This window comes from Glutamicibacter sp. NPDC127525 (assembly GCF_042672105.1).
Classification (GTDB): Bacteria; Actinomycetota; Actinomycetes; order Actinomycetales; family Micrococcaceae; genus Glutamicibacter.
On sequence record NZ_JBHXVN010000003.1, the window covers coordinates 405,033 to 422,381 of the forward strand.

A 17,349-nucleotide genomic window follows, 5' to 3' on the forward strand; every position below is an offset into this window, starting at 1 on the left:
GGCGGATTCCTAGCCGCCGATGTTCACCACAATGCCGTCGCGTCCGGCATTCGCCTGTGGCATGGCAGCCCAAGCGATGGAACGTTCGGAACCGAGCACCAGCTGGGCCAGGTAAGCGTTGGCATCTGTCGAGAAGATGACTGCTTGGGCATCTTCGGAGACAGATTTCGGATCAAAGACAACATTCTGCCCGGCCTTGATCTGGAGTTTCTTCGGTTCCTCCAGCTTGCCGTCCTTATTAACCACCACTGCTTCCACCGCTGAGTCTGCAGCTACGGCGGCGATGGCGAATTTCCCAGTGCCATTAGCCGACAGCGGCATGGCCTGCGTACCGGCTAGCGCGTTGGAGCTCACCGCCCAGGCAGTGTCCGAGGAGTCCTTCGGGTCCGCACCGCGAACCATCTTCACCGCTGCGGTGACCGGAGCATCGGACTCGACAACTACCGTGTAATAGCCACCAGCCAGCTGGGTCAGATCCACAATCTTCGTCGCGTCGGAGTCGACGGCGAGGTTATCGTCGAAGCTGGCGGCGACTTCGCCGTCTTCGCCCAGGACCTTCACCTTGAATCCAGCGCCCGAGGAGCCTGTTGCCGCAACGTGCAGCTGTGGAACCAACGACTTGTTGTCCTTGCTGAGCTTGGAAATATTCTCCTTGCTCTCGATCCACACTCCCGGAATCACCTGGCTATTGGAAGCCGTCGCGTTGGCGCTGACCAGTTCAACACCCGACGGGGTCAAACCGCGCAGGGCGGCCTGTTGGACCGATGCAGTGATTTTTCCGCCAACACTGGTGATTTCAGCCGAAACAGAATTCAGGTTCTGCGCGTAGCCGCCGAGCACGATGGCCCGGCTCTCCCCCGCTGCCAGGACAATGTTCTGCAGCGTCGAGGTGTCGATCAAGCCGTCTGGACCTCGAAGCCGCAGGGACACCTGGGCAGTGGTATGCGTTGGGTTGGCCAAATGCATCACGCTGGTGGATCCGGTACTTGTCTGCAGGCCGGTGAATCGCCAGTTGGACGCCGGGGCCTGGCACGTTGCGGCAGCAAGCCCTGCCAGGTCGCCATCCTTGGCTTGGTAGCTGCGCACGGCGCTGCCCTTCGAAGCGAGTTCGCCCAGCGGCTGCAAGGTGTAGACCTGGGCATCATCGATATCGTTGGCGGTTGAAATCTTGCTGGCGCGGCCGGTCAGGCCCTCATCATCAGCGCCACGGGCCTCGGCAGCTTCATCCTCAGCGATGCGTCCAGTCAGCTCATGCGCGCCGCTGCCATCGAGCTTGGTGAAGGAGGAGCCCGGAATGCGCTTGGCCAGATCTGAAACAGCAATGCTGCGCAAGTTGCTGGAAATGTCCTTGGCACCTGGGGCGAACTGCGCATCGGTGCCTTCCACGCCCTTGAGCAGCTGCGGGGTTGCCGAGCAAACGCTGCTGGAGTCACCTGCGGGCAGGTTCGTCACGGCAGCTGGCAAAGACTTTTCGGCCGGTGCCGGGGCAAAAATTGATCCGGCACCCACTGCAGCGCCAGCAGCCGCGACGGCTACCAGGCTGAGCAGAACCGCGCCGGTCTTCTTGCGCGTCGGCGCGGCAGCCGCATCCTTGGAGGCCGCGGCGCGGGCCTTGTCCAGCTTCTGGCGACGCTTCGAGACGTTGCCGTCCACCGATTCCGCCTGCGGCCCGGCTGCGGGCGCATCCAGCGCACTGGCAGCGGCAAGTTCTTCCTTCGCGGCGTTCCGCGCGCGAACCTTCTCCAGCCGATGGCGGCGCTTGGCAGCCTTCGGATCTTCCGGTTCTGATGCCTTTGCGGCTTCTTCTCCAGGCTTCGGGCCGGCCGGCTGGTTCTTCTCAGCCTCGGTGGAACCAGCGCCAGCTGCGCCTTGCTGCCCCGAGGAGTCCCCGGCATCGTTCTGCTTCCCGGAAGCCCTAGCCGCTTCTGCGGCCGGCGGCTTGACTGGTTCGGGAACAACTACAGGGTCCTGGGCTGCAGGCTTCTTCGGTCCAGCGTCCTGGGCGGCACCAGGCCCCGTCTTGCTTCCAGCCGCGGCTGGGCCGGCGTTCTTGGCAGGCTCGGCGCCCTGGGAGTGTTCCGGCTGCGCAGCTGCATCAGTGGTGCCCGCGGCGGCTGCATCAGCTGCAGGCAGTTTGGCGTGCGCAGCCTCGGGCTGCTCCGATCCGGCTTGAACGGAGTCCGGCTTGGGAGCCGGCTTCTGTTCCGCCGGTTCGCCTTGAGACTTTGCCCCGGCAGCCTGCGCGGTGGGCACCGTTTCCTTGGCGTCCTTGTTCCCTGACTTCGCCTCAGGCTGCGGCTTTGCCTTTGGTTCTTCCCGCTGAGCGGCCTTGGCTTCAGCCTTCGCCGCTTTCTCGGCGTTCTTCGCTTCGGCCTTGGACCGGGCCTGGGCTTCCTTGGCGCGGGCCTTGTCCAATTTGGCATCGACCTTGGCCCGGGCCTTGGCAGCCTTTGTCTCAGCACGCGATAGTGTCGCCGACACTGGGGTGGTGTCCTTGGCTTCTGGTTGCGCGGAGGCCGGTTTCGGGGCCGGGGTCTGTTCAGTTGGCTTGTCAGCAGAATCCGCTGAGTTCACGTTCTTCTCGTCGCTCACTACTTCTTCTCCTGCTCGGCATCGGCGTCCGAAATCCGGTCGCTGAGCTTCGGGGTCAAGTTCTCACGCATCTCGCTGGCGCGTTCGCGTGCCTCGCGTCGGCTCAGTGGCATGGTGCCGGTAGCCGGGCTCTGGACTTCGGCGGCCGCCAAAACGGCCGAGCCGTCGGCGAGTTCTTCATTTTCGTCGCGTGGTTCACGGAAGCGGTATTCGTTGTTGCGGTAGTTGGCGAATCGCCGCGAGCTTGGCACCGGAATGGCCAAGAGGACGGTAATCAGCAGAACTATCGCGCTGAGCACCAGAACCGGTATGGCCGTGGAGTCCTTGTGCGACAACGTCAGCTTGCCGCCCTCGGCAGGAAGCTCGTAAGCCTGGGCCCATCGAGTTTCCGAATCCTCGGGATAGGACACCGAACGCAGGGATTCGCCATCAACGCTGGCCCGCAGCTTCGGATCCGACGCTGTTGCAAGGACCAGGGTCCGCTTGGCATCAGAAGCCGGAATTTCCAGATTGGCGATCTTGCCACGCTGGGTCGGCAATACGCTCACGTCTCCGTTTTCAGCGACAACGCGGGCAAATCCAGCGCCCTGATTCTCTTCATCGGCTTCATAATCCACTCGCCACAACCAGCCGCTGTCGGTCTGGCCGACCGATGCCAGCCCAGTGGCCGCATCCAGGATGCGAACGGTCGCTGGGACAGATTCACCAGTCTCGTTGAGCACGACAAAGCCCACGCCCAAGTCGCGCAACGATTCGCGCGAATCCAATGCAGACTCGGAGAGCAGCATCGCTACGGCTTTGCTCTGAACCTGCGCGGTGGCAGAAGCTTCATTGCGTTCAGGATCCAGCAGCGGTCCGGTCAGTTGCTTGACCTGCGAGTAGCGGCTGATGCTGTCCAGGGTTTCACCGGAACCCGAAACCAACTGGCTGTCGATTTCACCGGAGGAACGCGGGCTGAGCACCAAGGTGCGCTTCTGGAATTCGGAGCGGCCCGCATCGGCTGCCGTGGCAGGCAGGGTGCGAGGCTGGGAGCTGTGGACCTGCTGAGCCGAATTCAGGGACGTCAGCGTTTCGGACTCCGCGGCCGGATTCAGCTGGGCGCCAAGCAGCACGGCGCCGGAAGCGAGAACCGCGAGCACGCTGAATGCGGCCATCAGGCTCATCGCTGGACGAGAACCCTGCGTCCGCATCGAGCGCGGCTGATCTTCATGGCGCAGGGCAGCTAGCGCGTTGGCGGCAGCTGCAAGCAATGCAAACATGGCAAAGGAGACGAACGGACCGGTGTAGGCGCTCACCGCGGTGTGCGAGTCCAAGGTGAACGGGACAAAACCGACGGCCCATCCCGCTGCCAGCGACAGGACTGCGCCCCACAGCAGGCGGCGGGAGTTCCGGCGCATGCTGGAACTGTGGCTGAGCGAAGAACTCAAGGTCCCGAAAACAGCCAGCACGATGATTGGAGCCCCGACCAGCAGTGCGGCGACCAAAGCCCACGGACCGGCGGGCAGGAAGTCCCAACCCACCAGCGAGGCGTTGGCGTTGAAGGATTCCGGGAAGCCCAGCAGCATCTGCCATGGGGCAGCTGGCGAGAACGCGCGCGCCGCACCGGGCTCGGTGAACAGCAGCCGCAGATCGCCCAGGCCGGCAAACAGCAGCGGAAGATTCCACACGATTGCAGGCAGCGGGATCCACCACAGGCTGCGTGCGCGGCGCACCGAGAAGATGGCCAAAACGTAAATCAGGATGCTGGCGGTCAGGAAGAATGAAACGGAACCGGCGGAGATCACCCAGAGCAGCACGGCGGCGCTAGCCGAAGCGGTCCATGCGGATACGGATTGCTGCTTCGGGTTCTTGGGCTTCGCGCCTTCGATGGCCACATGGGCATTCATGGCACGGATAATTGCCAGGAAGAACAGCGGCAGCAAGATGTGGATCAATACCGAGCCGACTCGTCCCGAGGCCAGCGAAGAGACCAGCGAAGGCAACAGGGCCCAGATCAATGCGGCGAAGAACCGGACAGCACGCGAACGGCTCACCGCGCCAATGCCCCACCACGCGGTCAGCGCGGCCAACGGCATCGCGGCGAAGAAGAGATAGATCGAAGCTTCGTTGGCATGGTTGAAAGTCACCAGCGAGAAAAGCCAGAACAGCACATCGGAGTTATCCGGCGGAGCGCTCAATCCGGTGGTGATGTTCTGCCACCACGATAGGGCATTGGCGCCGATTTCCTGGTTGCTGTTGGACAGCGGGCGCAGCGCGCCGCCGGACAAAGCAGTGGATCCAAGCAGGCTGCGCCAAGCAACCAGCGAAGCGGCCCCGGAGAGCAAGAGTGCCAGAATCAGCGAGAGTACTGCGGTGGTGCGCGGCGGACGGGCGATTCGCACGAAGTCGGAGAAGTTGTCACCGCTAGGTTCAACCATCGCGTCGGCGCCACTGCCATCCCCGTAGACCTCGCCATCGGCACGCCCGGTGTTCACATTGCGGCGGTATTCGCGCACCTGTGCGCCGGAGACCATCAGCTTGCGGACCTGGCGGCGTGGAATTTCGCGGATCTGGGCGACGTTGCGACGTGAAGCGGCCAGCTTGCCCGGGGAGAACAGTCCGCGCAGGACCGAAGCCAGGTGGCTGAAGCCATGGCCCGGGTCCTTGGCCAGCAATGCTACGAGGAAGTGGCCGATGCCGCCGAGCAGCAATCCAATCCACAAGAACGGCAGTTCCAAAGGCGAAGCGAACTTCAAGCGCTGGAAGACCTCCGAGCGCTTGGCTTCGCGCGGGCCTGCCAGCGAGTCGACGACCTCGACCTGGTGGTACATCTTGGCACTTGGCACCACGACCACGCGGTGACCGGCCAGGCGGTTGCGCCAGCATAGGTCCACGTCGTCGCCACGGCCCGGAATAGCCGGGTCGAATCCGCCCAGCTGCTCAAAGACCTCGCGCCGGATAAACATGCCGGCCGAGGACACGGCAAAGTAATCGCTTCGTCCGTCGTACTGGCCCTGGTCGACTTCGTCGATATCGATCATGGTCAGGCGCTGGGCCTTGCGGTCCACGCTCAACCCCACCTCGACCAGATGGCGCGGGTTATCGATGTCCAGCAGCTTGCAACCGGCAATGGATACCGATTCGGAGGCCTCAACGGTCCGAGTCAGCTGTTCCAGCGCGTCGGGAGCAGGCATGGAGTCATCATGGATAATCCATAGCCATTCATCACGGTCCAAACGCGCTTCGGGCAGTTGCGACACCGCTACTTCCAGCGACAGCCCCAAGGATCCTTCATCGGCGACCAGCAAGGCGGAGTTGGAAGGCAAGTTCGCCCGCAGGACCTCTAGCGATGCGTCAGAGGACGAAGCGTCAACTCCGACGAAGCGTTCGATAGGCCGGGACTGGTTTCGCAGTGCGGCCAAAGTGCGTGGTAAAAAGTCAGCGCCATCGTGCGAAGCAACGATGGCGGTGACGTGAATTGGCGGACGAATTAGATTGCTCGTTTCCGTAGACGGCGACGTTCGCGCTCTGAGAGCCCTCCCCAGATTCCGAAGCGCTCGTCATTGCTCAAGGCATATTCTAGACATTCCGAACGGACAACACATGCGCCGCAGACACGTTTCGCGTCGCGAGTCGATCCGCCCTTTTCAGGGAAGAACGCTTCGGGGTCAGTCTGTGCGCACAGAGCACGGGCCTGCCAGCCCAGCTCGCCCTCGTCAACTTCGCCGCCAACACCAAGCCAAACTGCCTTGATGGTTTCGCGCACTTCGTCATCCTCGTCGAGCTCAGGAGCCCACGAGCCAACCGAGGAGATTTCTTCGGTGTCGGATAACGTGTCGTGCTCTTTCAGGAAGCTGTCGGCCGCGGTCTCCAGATCGGCTGCAACTGCAACCCGTGCGGACTCACCGGCTTGAGGATCGACAAACCAGTCGGATGGTGCGTCCTCCAGCCCGTATTGAGCCGACGCAACAGCCGAGGTCGAAAATTCGGAGTACCCCTGCTCCAGATTCGCCATGGTGATGTTGACCTTTCGATTGGTTTGAGGAGATCGGGCCGTCATTGCTCCCGATCCATCCGGCAGCATTTATTCCATCGAACTAGCGAAAAGTGATGAACCTGCCCGGACTCACCATCTAATTACAGCCGTGTAACTCCGCTAGAGTCAAGCGGGGAGGTCATTCTAAGAAGAGTTCTCAGGAAACTCCCGGCACAACACGCCGTCAAAAGACGCACATGAGGTGGGCGAGTCCCGTCTTGGCTGAATTCTCGGTGAATTCTCAGTAATTAAATTTAAGGACATCCAATGAGCAATAGCCTACAATCACGAACATTTGTCGAGAATCTTCTCGCGCCGCGGCGCAGTTCAGCCTCCCCATGGCTCACCTGGTACTCCGTCAGCGGGGAACGCATCGAGCTGTCCGGACGGGTATTTGACAATTGGGTCGCGAAAAGCGCCAATCTCTTGGGCGAGGTTTTCGACCTCGATGAAGACTCGATCGTGGTGCTCGATTTGCCGGCGCATTGGAAGTCCCTGGTCGTGGCCCTGGCCGCGCTGCACCATGGCGCCACGCTGGTCGATGCTGGGCATGATGATGCACAGCAGGCATCGGTGTGGGTGACAGCCCAACCGGATGATGAGCGCATCCCCAGCAGCTCTGAAATCCTTGCCGTGAACCCGGCAGCTCTCGCGCTGTCCTTCGGCTCGGATCTCGGCCCTGTCGCAGAAGACTTCAATGCCTCCGTGCGTACCTACGGGGATCAGTTCTATCCCTCGCCAGTAACTGGTGATGCCTCAGCCATCGCAACCAATGGTGACACCCCGGTCAGCCTTGCTGCGTTATTCGATACCGAAGCTAAGGCGCAAGGAACAATTCTAGTGCGTGCTCAGCAACCCGTGCTCTCCTTGCTGCCCTTCGCCATTGGCCAGTGGGCAGCGGGTGACGGAATTGTGCTAGTAGAAGACGGGATGGAAGTGACCCAGCGCCTGCGCGACGGCGAACGCATTAACTTCGACTACCAACCAGCGGATTAGCGAGCCACCGTCGGTACCGTGCCGGTATCGGCCTGGCCAGCGGAGTGCGCTGCGTCAGCGCCGGTATCGGCCTTGTGATTGCCCAGAACTTCGTGGTCGTGGGCGAATTCTTCCTCCGCATCCATCGCGCTGCCGAAGACCCAGAAACGGTAGGCGAAGAAACGGAAGATGGTGCCGAGCACCAAGCCGACTACCGAACCGGCAATGAACACCGAGGTGGGATCGGTCAAGCCCAGCCAGTATTTGGTGACCCATACGCAGGCCGCGGCAATGCCCAAGCCGATGGCATTCATGATGATGAACATCACGAGCTCGCGCACCACATTGGCCTGGCGGCGGTGGCGGAAGGTCCAGTAGCGGTTGGCCACCCAAGAGAACATCGTCGCGACGACGCCAGCAATGATTTTCGCTTTAACCTGGGAATCGCTCATGGAACCGTGCAGGAGCCAGACGTAGATCCCCGAGTCGATGATGAACGCAACGCCACCGACGACGCCGAACTTCGCCACCTCGCGCCACAGCAACGAGATGAGTCCGGCTATTTTGAGTTTGATGCGCTCGAGCAATTGTCCTCCAGGGAATATTGTTCCCGTCTGGCTAGCAGTAACAAGGCGCGCTAAGCACTACGAGAAGCGCGCGATCTTGCTATTTTATCGGCACTTTCTGGAAATTGACCGAATTGTGAGAGTAATCAGACAACGCGCATGCGATTCTCAACGTCGCTTTCGATACCCTTGTAATCGTGAGCTTTCCAAAAATTGGTGTGATTGGTGGCGGGCAGCTAGCCCGAATGATGGCCCCCGAGGCCCTGAACCTAGGTTTCGAACTGCATGTTCTTGCCGAAGGTCCTGATGTTTCAGCTGCGCGAAGCGTTCCCGACGCTCCTGTAGGCGACTACAAAGACCTCGAAACCCTGCGTGAATTCGCCAAGGGCAAGGACGTTGTCACCTTTGACCACGAGCACGTGCCCAACGAATTCTTGACCACCCTGATCAATGAGGGCGTCAACATCCAGCCCCGTCCGGCTGCGCTGATCCATGCCCAGGACAAGCTGGTCATGCGCGAGGCCATCGAACGCCTCGGACTTCCGAACCCTGCGTGGGCCAAGGTTGACGATGTCGATGCCCTGATCGCTTTCGGTGAGCAGACCGGCTGGCCCATTGTGCTCAAGACCCCGCGCGGCGGCTACGACGGCAAGGGCGTGCGCATGCTGGACAATGCCCAAGACGCCAAGGATTCCGCCGACTGGTTCGCCCATGGCCCGCTGCTGGCCGAGGACAAGGTCGAGTTCTCCCGCGAACTTTCCGCGTTGGTAGCCCGCACCCCTTCAGGCGAGGCCAAGGCTTGGCCCGTGGTCCACACCATCCAGGTTGATGGAGTCTGCGATGAAGTGATCGCGCCTGCCCAGGATATTGACGAAGCCACCGCGGCCACCGCAGCCGATGCGGCCTTGCGCATCGCCGAAGAATTCGGCGTCACCGGAGTCATGGCCGCAGAGCTCTTTGAAACCCCGGGTTCAGGAGCCGGTTTCGTGATCAACGAATTGGCCATGCGCCCGCACAACACCGGCCACTGGACCATGAACGGTTCGGTCACCAGCCAATTCGAGCAGCACCTGCGTGCGGTTCTGGATCTGCCGCTGGGCGAAACCCGCGAGCTGGGCGTGACTGTGATGAAGAACTACCTCGGCGGCGCCAACCAGGACCTCTACTCGGCTTTCCAAGCCGCCTTGGCCGCAGCGCCAGAAGTCAAAGTCCATGCCTACGGCAAGTCCGTGCGCCCGGGCCGCAAGATCGGCCACGTCAACGTTGTGGCTAACGCCGGGCAAAGCGTAGATGAACTTCGTTCGCAGGCCAATAAGGTTGCCGCGCTCATCCGCGACGGCATCGAAGCCGCCGTCTAGACTTTATTTTGATCAAGAGCCGCTGCCGCGTACCGGGCAGCGGCTCTTACTAGAACACCGCAAGGAAATATCTCATGTCTGAAGCACCACTGGTCGGCCTCGTAATGGGTTCTGATTCCGATTGGCCGGTCATGCGCCTGGCCGCACAAGCACTGGCCGAATTCGGAATCCCTTTTGAAGCGGACGTCGTTTCGGCGCACCGCATGCCAGAAGAAATGATCGATTACGGCAAGAATGCCCACGAACGCGGACTGCGCACAATCATCGCCGGCGCAGGCGGTGCAGCGCATCTTCCGGGCATGCTTGCAGCTGTTACACCGCTGCCGGTGATCGGAGTTCCAGTTCCACTGGCTAAACTAGATGGAATGGACTCCCTGCTCTCCATCGTCCAGATGCCTGCAGGAGTCCCCGTAGCAACTGTTTCCATTGGCGGAGCACGCAATGCCGGCCTGCTGGCTGTGCGCATGCTCGCAGCGGGAACCGATGAGCTAGCCGAATCGTTACAGGTAAAGTTGCTTCAGTTTGCAGATTCACTGCGCGAGCAAGCCCATGCCAAGGGTTCGGCTTTGCGCGCTGAAGTTGCCAACGAGAATTTCGCTTCCTAGGGAAAGTCCAAAAGTACATGGGTTCTGCCAGTCACCGCGCACCAAGTCCGTTGCGCCAGCCGGAGACCATCAGCTCTCCGCAGCGCAGCAAGCGGGCTCTGATCCTGGTCCTGCTGACCATCTTCTTCCTCGGCGGCGCTCAGCTGGTCGCGGGAAATCGCAAGCTTGGACGGATCGCAGTGTCCATCACCATGGCCTGCTGGCTGGCTATTCTTGCGCTGGTTGCCCTGTACTTCATTGATCGTTCGATCATTCTCGGCTGGGTTGCCCACCCGAACTTCCAGCTGTTCTTGATCATCGTGCTCGGCACGCTGGCCCTGGGCTGGCTGATCATGTTCATCAACACCTTGGTGATTATCCGGCCTAAGCTGCTGGCCCCTGGCATGCGTGCCATCGTTACCATTTTCACCCTGGCAGCCGTGGTGGCCACCAGCGGTGTCTTCATCTACGGCGCCTCGCTGCTGAATACCGGACGCGAAACCATTGTGGCCGTATTCGATGAAGGACCCGCCTTCGAGCCAGTCGACGGGCGCTACAACATCGCAGTGTTCGGTGCCGACTCCGGTGCCAACCGCGAAGGCGTCCGCACCGACGTTGCGGCTCTGCTTTCTGTTGATGCCAAAACCGGCAAGAGCCTGCTGATCTCGGTGCCGCGCAACTTCCAGAGCGCACGCTTCGCCCCGGGCTCGCCCATGGAGAAGATCTGGCCCGAAGGCTACAACTGCGGCGACGAATGCATCTTCAACGCCATCTACCGCAATGCCGAAACCGAGCACGCGGATGCTTTCCCCGAGACCGTGAAGAACGTCGGCGCGCAAGCTGCCATGGACGCGCTGGAAGGCACCACGGGGCTCCCTGTCCAGGGCTACGTCATGATCAACATGGCCGGGTTCGAGCAGTTTGTCGACGCATTGGGCGGGGTCACCATCGACTCCGGCGGATGGGTTCCCTACAACGGGAAATACCACGAAAACAGCACCGTGCGCACGCACTGGTTCGCACCGGGCACCCACGAATTCACCGGCAAGCAGGCATTGTGGTTTGCTCGCTCACGCGACTTCACCGATGACTACCACCGCATCAAGCGCCAGCAGTGCTTGCAGCAGGGAATCATCAAGCAGTTCAAGCCGCAAACGATCCTGAGCAATTTCACTTCGATCATGTCCGCCGGTGAACAGCTGGTTGAAACCGACATTCCAGCAGGTCAGCTCGGTTCCTTCGTATCCCTGGCCGAGAAGGTCTCCAAGGAGCCAATGGCCCGCTTGACCCTCGGTGCGCCGGACTTCGAACGCAGCTTCTCCACCTACCCCGACTTCGACAAGCTGCAAGAGCGTATCCAGACGTTGATCGCAAAGCAGAACGAGCCGGAGAAGAAGAAGGAAAAGAAGAAGGACAATCCTGAAAAGAGCGAGGACTCCTCCAAGTCCTCGGCTCCGGAAGAAACAACCCAGGCTTCCGAAGAAGCGCCGGAAACCACTGACGTGAACAATGCTCCGAAGCTGTCGAAAGAGGACAGCCCGGAATTCACCCAGCCAGATGGCAGCCCGATCACCGAAGAGTACTTGGTGCAATTGGAAATGGCCGGCTACCGCACGTTGATTTCAGAGATCGCGGCCAATAACGACGAATGCTCGGTTCCGTAAACGGTTAAGACCCCCCGACCGCCATGCGACCCAACTACCGCTCCTGAAAGGCTATGGTCAAAAGACGTGTTCGAGTTGAAAAACGCGATTAGGGACTACCACTGGGGATCTGCTTCGCAGATTTCCGATCTGCTCGATCTGCCCGCGGAAACCACCCCGCAGGCCGAGATGTGGCTCGGTGCCCATCCCGGGTGCCCGAGCCGGATCTCCGATAGCGGGACAGCGCTCAATGATTTCATCGCCCAGGATCCAGAGCACATACTGGGTTCAGCAGTCGCCCAGCGCTACGGACGTCTGCCCTACCTGTTCAAGGTGCTCTCGGCGACCCAGCCGCTGTCGATCCAGACGCACCCCACGCTGAAGCAGGCGCAAGAGCGTTTCGCCCAGGAAAACGCGGACGGCAAGCCGTTGGATGCTGCTGACCGCAACTACCGCGATGACAACCACAAGCCGGAGATGCTCTTTGCCCTGACCGACTTCGTGGCGCTATCGGGCTTCCGCCAACCAGCGCAGATTGTTGAAGACCTGCAGATCCTGGCCGCGCAGCTGCCGGACTCGGCGCATGCACCGATAGGCCAGCTGCTCGACCTGCTGCAGGGCACCGATCCGCTGGCCCGGACTTTCAAGCATGTGCTGACCGCGGGGGAGGAAATTTCCCAGCTGGTAGCGCAGATCAGCGAAGCAGTGGAAGGCAGCCCCGAATTGCACGGCAATGCCCATTTCGCCGAGCTAGCCTCGATCAACAAGATCTATCCTGGCGATCCGGGGGTCTTGGTCGCACTGCTGCTGAATTTGATCTTCCTGGAGCCTGGCCAGGCCATCAGCCTGGGCGCCGGCAACGTCCACGCCTACCTGCGCGGTTTGGGAATCGAGGTCATGGCCAATTCGGATAATGTGCTGCGTGGAGGCCTGACCAGCAAGCATATCGATGTTCCCGAACTGCTGGACGTCACCATTGCTGCCCCCTCCCCTGCCCCGATCCTGGAGCCGGTGGCCCTTGATACCCATGACCGCTTGTACAAGCCCGACTTCGAAGAGTTCCAGCTGCAGGTACTCGATCCCATAGAGCCGGGCCTTGCCGCTGATCTGCAGCTGCACGGTGCCGCTGTGCTGCTGTGCACCGCCGGTGAGTTCCTGGTCACCACCCGCGAAGGCGAACGCAGCATCAGCCGCGGGCAGTCGTTGTTCCTCACCGCGGCCGAACTGCCAGCCACCGCCATCTTGCAGGGCACCGTTCCGGGCCAGCTCTTCGCAGCCAGCGCCCAGATCGACTAGCTGCACTGCACTGAGGCCCTTCATGGCACTATAGGGGCCAAACGCAAAACTGCGAGCCATGGACTTGAATCAAGTCCATGGCTCGCAGTTTTGCAATCAGATGCGGATTAGCGGGTGTAGGCTTCCCACTTATCCTGGTGGTGCTCACCCTCGACGAAGCGGATGGTGCCGGACTTGGCACGCATGACGATCGACTGGGTGTGGATGCGGTTGTCCTTGTAGCGGACACCGCGCAGCAGGTCGCCGTCGGTGATGCCGGTCGCTGCGAAGTAGCAGTTATCCGAGGTCACCAAGTCGTTAGTGGTCAGCACGCGGCCCAATTCGTGGCCGGCGTCGATGGCCTTCTGCTTCTCGTCGTCATCAGTTGGCCACAGGCGGCCCTGGATCACGCCGCCCAGCGCCTTGATAGCGCAGGCGGTCACGATGCCTTCAGGGGTGCCGCCGACACCCATCAGCGCGTCAACGCCAGTGCCTTCGCGGGTTGCGGCGATGGCGCCGGCAACGTCACCGTCCATAATCAGCTTGGTGCGGGCACCAGCCGCGCGGATCTCCTCGATCAGGCCAGCGTGGCGTGGGCGATCCAGGATGGTCACAGTCACCTGGCTGACCTTCTTGCCCTTGGCCTTGGCTATCAGATGCAGGTTCTGCTTCACTGGCAGGCGGAGGTCAACGAGCTCTGCTGCTTCTGGCCCGGTGACCAGCTTCTCCATGTAGAACACGGCGGAGGGGTCGAACATCGAACCGCGGTCGGCAACGGCCAACACGGACAGGGCGTTGTTCAGGCCCAGCGCGGTCAGACGGGTTCCGTCAATCGGGTCGACTGCGACGTCGCATTCGGCGCCGGTGCCGCTGCCAACCTGTTCTCCGTTGAACAGCATTGGAGCTTCGTCTTTTTCACCTTCGCCAATCACGACAACGCCGTTGAAGTTCACGGTGGACAGCAGGCCGCGCATGGCGTCGACTGCGGCACCGTCTGCGGCATTCTTGTCACCGAATCCGACCCACGGCGAGGAAGCGATGGCTGCCGCTTCGGTTGCACGCACCAGCTCCAGTGCTAGGTTGCGGTCCGGCTCCGCGTCGGAAACCGACAGTCGCGGAGAAAGGTGGGCATAATTGTTCTTTTCGGTCACGAAAGATCCCATCACTGAGTCGTAGTCATTGCGCCTATGCAAACAAGGACATTCTATCCTCTAGAGTTTTCGCTTTACAGTTCGTGTCGGGAGTGCCTGCTCATAATTCGACGTGCGTTTGGGCACTCTGGTTCGAATTCCACAGAATCTTCGGGGAGAATGGAAGGCGTGCAACCTGAGAAGAACACCGAGAACAGCGTCCCGGCTACCGGCAACACGGCCAACGGTACCCAGACGCCTGCTGCGTCCCCTCGAAGCCTCGACGATCCGAATGCCACCTTCGAGGATCTGCCGTACAAGCCGCAGCTCACCGAGAAGCAGGCCAAGCGCGCGAACCAGACCTTCAAGGGCATGGTGCTGTCCATCGGCTTCACGGTTGCCATACTCATTCCGGTGCTCATGCTCAACCCGCCGCCCAAGGACGACGCGTTTGAAAGCGACGTCAACCTGCAGGCCACCGCGGAACAGACGGAACAGATTTCTGGCTTTGAGATCTTCGCCCCGGAACTGGGCGACAAGGAATACGCGAACTTCGCTCGCTGGCAGGCTAACACTGCACAGGGAGTCCCCTATTGGGAATGCGGCTTAGTCTTCGAAGACAAGAACTTCGTGTGGGTTCGCCAGGCTGCTGACGCCAACCCGACATGGATTGCCCTGATCACCGATGCGGCGACGCCCACCGAAACTCGCACCATCGGCGGAGCGCAGTGGGAAGTGCGCATCAAGGACCAGAGCACGTACCTGATCTCCGAGTTCAAGGACTCCACCGTCGTACTTTCCAGTGACACCTCGGCCGAACAGCTGAACAGTGTTGCCGAACAGGTCGCTAGCGAGCTGGATTAAGTCACGTTCACGGGAAAAGCCAGTCATATATTCGATATTCGAACAGCATCCCGTAGAATCTGAGTCATGCTCTCTGAATCAACACAACCGACCCTGACGCCTAAAGAGGCTTGGGAAAAGCTCAGCGCCGGCAATTTCCGTTTCGTCAACGAAGATACCCAGCACCCCAACCAGGACAGTGCTCGGCGGCAGAAGTTGATCTCCGGCCAGGAACCTTTCGCTGTCATCTTCGGCTGCTCTGATTCCCGCCTTGCGGCAGAGATCATTTTCGATGTGGGTTTGGGCGACATGTTCGTGGTGCGTACCGCAGGCCATGTCCTGGATCCAGCAAGCCTCGGTTCATTGGAATTCGCCGTTGACGCCCTGAACGTGCCGTTGCTCGTCATCCTCGGGCATAACTCCTGCGGTGCGATTACCAGCGCCATCCAAGCCAAGGAAACTGGCAACATGCCCAAGGGCTTCGTTCGCGACCTGGTCGAGCACATCACCCCTTCAGTCCATGCCGCCGAACGCAAGGGCATCACCGACGTGAACGGCACCGTTGTCGAGCACGTCAAGCAGACCACCGACCGTCTCGTCGACCTGTCCAGCATCATCGCGCTGGCCATCGAAGAGGGCCGCACCGCGGTCGCCGGCGTTGCCTACCACCTGCACGATGGCCGTGCCCAGCTGGTCTCCAGCCTGGGCCTCGACTAGAAGCTCCAAGCTTCAGGAAAAGCCTTGTAAAACGGCTTTTATTCCCAAATCGGTGAAGCGTCACTGTTGGTTGTGATGTTTACGTCAGAGACCTGTCATTCGATGACGGTTCGGGCGTACTCTGGGCTCATGACTAACAGTGACGATTTCCGTATCGAACATGACACCATGGGCGAAGTCCGAGTTCCGGCTCAGGCCCTGTACCGCGCGCAAACCCAGCGTGCCGTCGATAATTTCCCGATCTCGGGCAAGACCTTGGAATCCTCGCATATCAAGGCCCTGGCCCAGGTCAAGAAGGCCGGCGCACGAGCCAACCTGGCGCTCGGCGTTCTCGACGAAGAACGCGCTGAGGCCATTGTGGCCGCAGCCGATCAGGTCGCTACCGGGCAGTACGACGAGCACTTCCCCATCGACGTATTCCAGACCGGTTCCGGAACCAGCTCGAATATGAACACCAACGAAGTTCTCGCCGAATTGGCCACCCGTGCCTTGAAGGCCCGGGACAGCGGCACCGAGGTCCACCCGAACGACCACGTGAACGCCTCGCAATCTTCCAACGACGTCTTCCCGACGTCCGTGCATGTTGCCGCCACCGGAGCTCTGCTCAATGACCTGGTCCCGGCCCTCGGAACCTTGGCTTCCTCGCTGGAGGCGAAGTCCGCCGAGTTCAAGGATGTGGTCAAATCCGGCCGCACCCACCTGATGGATGCCACCCCAGTCACCCTTGGCCAGGAATTTGGCGGCTACGCAGCACAGGTACGCTACGGCATTGAACGCATCGAAGCGGCCCTGCCACGCGTTGCCGAAGTTCCCCTGGGCGGCACCGCGGTAGGCACCGGCATCAACACCCCAGACGGCTTCCCGCAGCAGGTCATCGAGTTCCTGCGCGAAGACACCGGCCTGCCCATCACCGAGGCGCGCAACCATTTCGAAGCACAGGCCAACCGCGACGGACTGGTCGAGGCCTCCGCAGCTTTGCGCACCATCGCTATCTCGCTGATCAAGATCGCCAATGACCTGCGGTGGATGGGCTCCGGCCCCAACACCGGCTTGGGAGAAATTGCGATCCCTGATCTGCAGCCAGGATCCTCCATCATGCCCGGCAAGGTCAACCCGGTCATTTCGGAGGCAACCATCCAGGTAGCAGCCCAGGTCATCGGCAACGACACCGCCATCGCTTGGGCCGGAACCAACGGCGCCTTCGAGCTGAACGTGGGCATCCCGGTCATGGCCTCCAACCTGCTCGAATCCATTCGCCTGCTGTCCAGCACCTCAACGGTGATGGCCGAAAAGATGATCGACGGCATCAAGGCCAATGTGGAACGCGCGCGCTTCCTGGCCGAGGCTTCCCCATCGATTGTCACCCCGCTGAATAAGCTGATCGGCTATGAAAACGCAGCCAAGATCGCCAAGAAGGCTGTTGCCGAGGGGCTGACCGTACGCGAAGCAACCATCGCTTTGGGCTTCGTTGAACGCGGTGAAGTCACCGAGGAACAGCTCGATCAGCTTCTGGATGTTTCCACCATGGTGGGCAAGCACTAATTCCCTGCTGCTCCACCCCTGCTGCTACCGCGGTTCGATGCTCGCCATCGGGTCGCGGTAGCGCACTTTAACCCGGAAAAACAGACTCCTACTTACCGGTAACATCTGC

General features: G+C 60.9%; 13 protein-coding genes. 8 read left to right on the forward strand and 5 right to left on the reverse strand.

Annotated elements, in window-relative coordinates; all coding sequences use genetic code 11:
• Nucleotides 1-9 precede the first annotated feature (9 nt).
• The 3 genes from ACFVHU_RS09920 to ACFVHU_RS09930 are packed head-to-tail and all read right to left on the reverse strand — an operon-like array spanning nt 10 to nt 6,586.
• Nucleotides 10-2,592: a DUF5719 family protein gene (locus ACFVHU_RS09920; RefSeq protein WP_388024157.1), complete on the reverse strand. Its 2,583-nt coding sequence runs from the start codon at nt 2,590-2,592 to the stop codon at nt 10-12.
• On the reverse strand, nt 2,592-6,116 hold the full coding sequence (locus tag ACFVHU_RS09925; RefSeq protein WP_388024195.1) for a glycosyltransferase family 2 protein: 3,525 nt from the start codon (nt 6,114-6,116) through the stop codon (nt 2,592-2,594). Before ACFVHU_RS09925 ends, ACFVHU_RS09920 begins: the two co-directional genes overlap by 1 nt.
• Complete coding sequence (locus tag ACFVHU_RS09930) at nt 6,062-6,586, reverse strand: WhiB family transcriptional regulator (RefSeq protein WP_105657494.1); 525 nt, start codon at nt 6,584-6,586, stop codon at nt 6,062-6,064. Before ACFVHU_RS09930 ends, ACFVHU_RS09925 begins: the two co-directional genes overlap by 55 nt.
• A gap of 288 nt (nt 6,587-6,874) precedes the next feature.
• Here ACFVHU_RS09930 and ACFVHU_RS09935 point away from each other — a divergent pair, with 288 nt between their 5' ends.
• Nucleotides 6,875-7,603: a TIGR03089 family protein gene (locus ACFVHU_RS09935; protein ID WP_146112920.1), complete on the forward strand. Its 729-nt coding sequence runs from the start codon at nt 6,875-6,877 to the stop codon at nt 7,601-7,603.
• Here the strand turns inward: ACFVHU_RS09935 and ACFVHU_RS09940 are convergent.
• Nucleotides 7,600-8,169, reverse strand: coding sequence for a GtrA family protein (locus ACFVHU_RS09940; RefSeq protein ID WP_105657466.1), 570 nt, complete (start codon nt 8,167-8,169; stop codon nt 7,600-7,602). The two genes, ACFVHU_RS09935 and ACFVHU_RS09940, sit on opposite strands and share 4 nt — an antisense overlap.
• A gap of 176 nt (nt 8,170-8,345) precedes the next feature.
• On the opposite strand from ACFVHU_RS09940, the gene ACFVHU_RS09945 reads away from it, so the two are divergent.
• The 4 genes from ACFVHU_RS09945 (at nt 8,346) to manA (ending at nt 13,029) form a co-directional block, all read left to right on the forward strand.
• A complete protein-coding gene (locus tag ACFVHU_RS09945; RefSeq protein ID WP_105661717.1) occupies nt 8,346-9,506 on the forward strand; it encodes a 5-(carboxyamino)imidazole ribonucleotide synthase in 1,161 nt (386 codons plus the stop codon).
• 74 nt (nt 9,507-9,580) lie between these two features.
• Nucleotides 9,581-10,111, forward strand: a complete 531-nt coding sequence (gene purE / locus ACFVHU_RS09950; RefSeq protein ID WP_388024158.1) for a 5-(carboxyamino)imidazole ribonucleotide mutase — start codon at nt 9,581-9,583, stop codon at nt 10,109-10,111.
• A gap of 17 nt (nt 10,112-10,128) precedes the next feature.
• Nucleotides 10,129-11,754, forward strand: coding sequence for an LCP family protein (locus ACFVHU_RS09955; RefSeq protein ID WP_388024159.1), 1,626 nt, complete (start codon nt 10,129-10,131; stop codon nt 11,752-11,754).
• 66 nt (nt 11,755-11,820) lie between these two features.
• Entirely contained in the window at nt 11,821-13,029 is a 1,209-nt protein-coding gene (gene manA, locus ACFVHU_RS09960; protein WP_388024161.1) for a mannose-6-phosphate isomerase, class I, read from the forward strand.
• Nucleotides 13,030-13,136: 107 nt separating this feature from the next.
• Here manA and glpX read toward each other — a convergent pair whose 3' ends face one another.
• Complete coding sequence (gene glpX, locus ACFVHU_RS09965) at nt 13,137-14,171, reverse strand: class II fructose-bisphosphatase (protein WP_105657461.1); 1,035 nt, start codon at nt 14,169-14,171, stop codon at nt 13,137-13,139.
• Nucleotides 14,172-14,327: 156 nt separating this feature from the next.
• Here glpX and ACFVHU_RS09970 point away from each other — a divergent pair, with 156 nt between their 5' ends.
• The 3 genes from ACFVHU_RS09970 (at nt 14,328) to ACFVHU_RS09980 (ending at nt 17,240) form a co-directional block, all read left to right on the forward strand.
• Nucleotides 14,328-15,002, forward strand: a complete 675-nt coding sequence (locus ACFVHU_RS09970) for a DUF4245 domain-containing protein (protein ID WP_388024163.1) — start codon at nt 14,328-14,330, stop codon at nt 15,000-15,002.
• A gap of 66 nt (nt 15,003-15,068) precedes the next feature.
• Entirely contained in the window at nt 15,069-15,698 is a 630-nt protein-coding gene (locus ACFVHU_RS09975) for a carbonic anhydrase (protein ID WP_388024165.1), read from the forward strand.
• Between the two features lie 129 nt (nt 15,699-15,827).
• Nucleotides 15,828-17,240, forward strand: a complete 1,413-nt coding sequence (locus ACFVHU_RS09980) for a class II fumarate hydratase (protein ID WP_388024167.1) — start codon at nt 15,828-15,830, stop codon at nt 17,238-17,240.
• Nucleotides 17,241-17,349 lie beyond the last annotated feature (109 nt).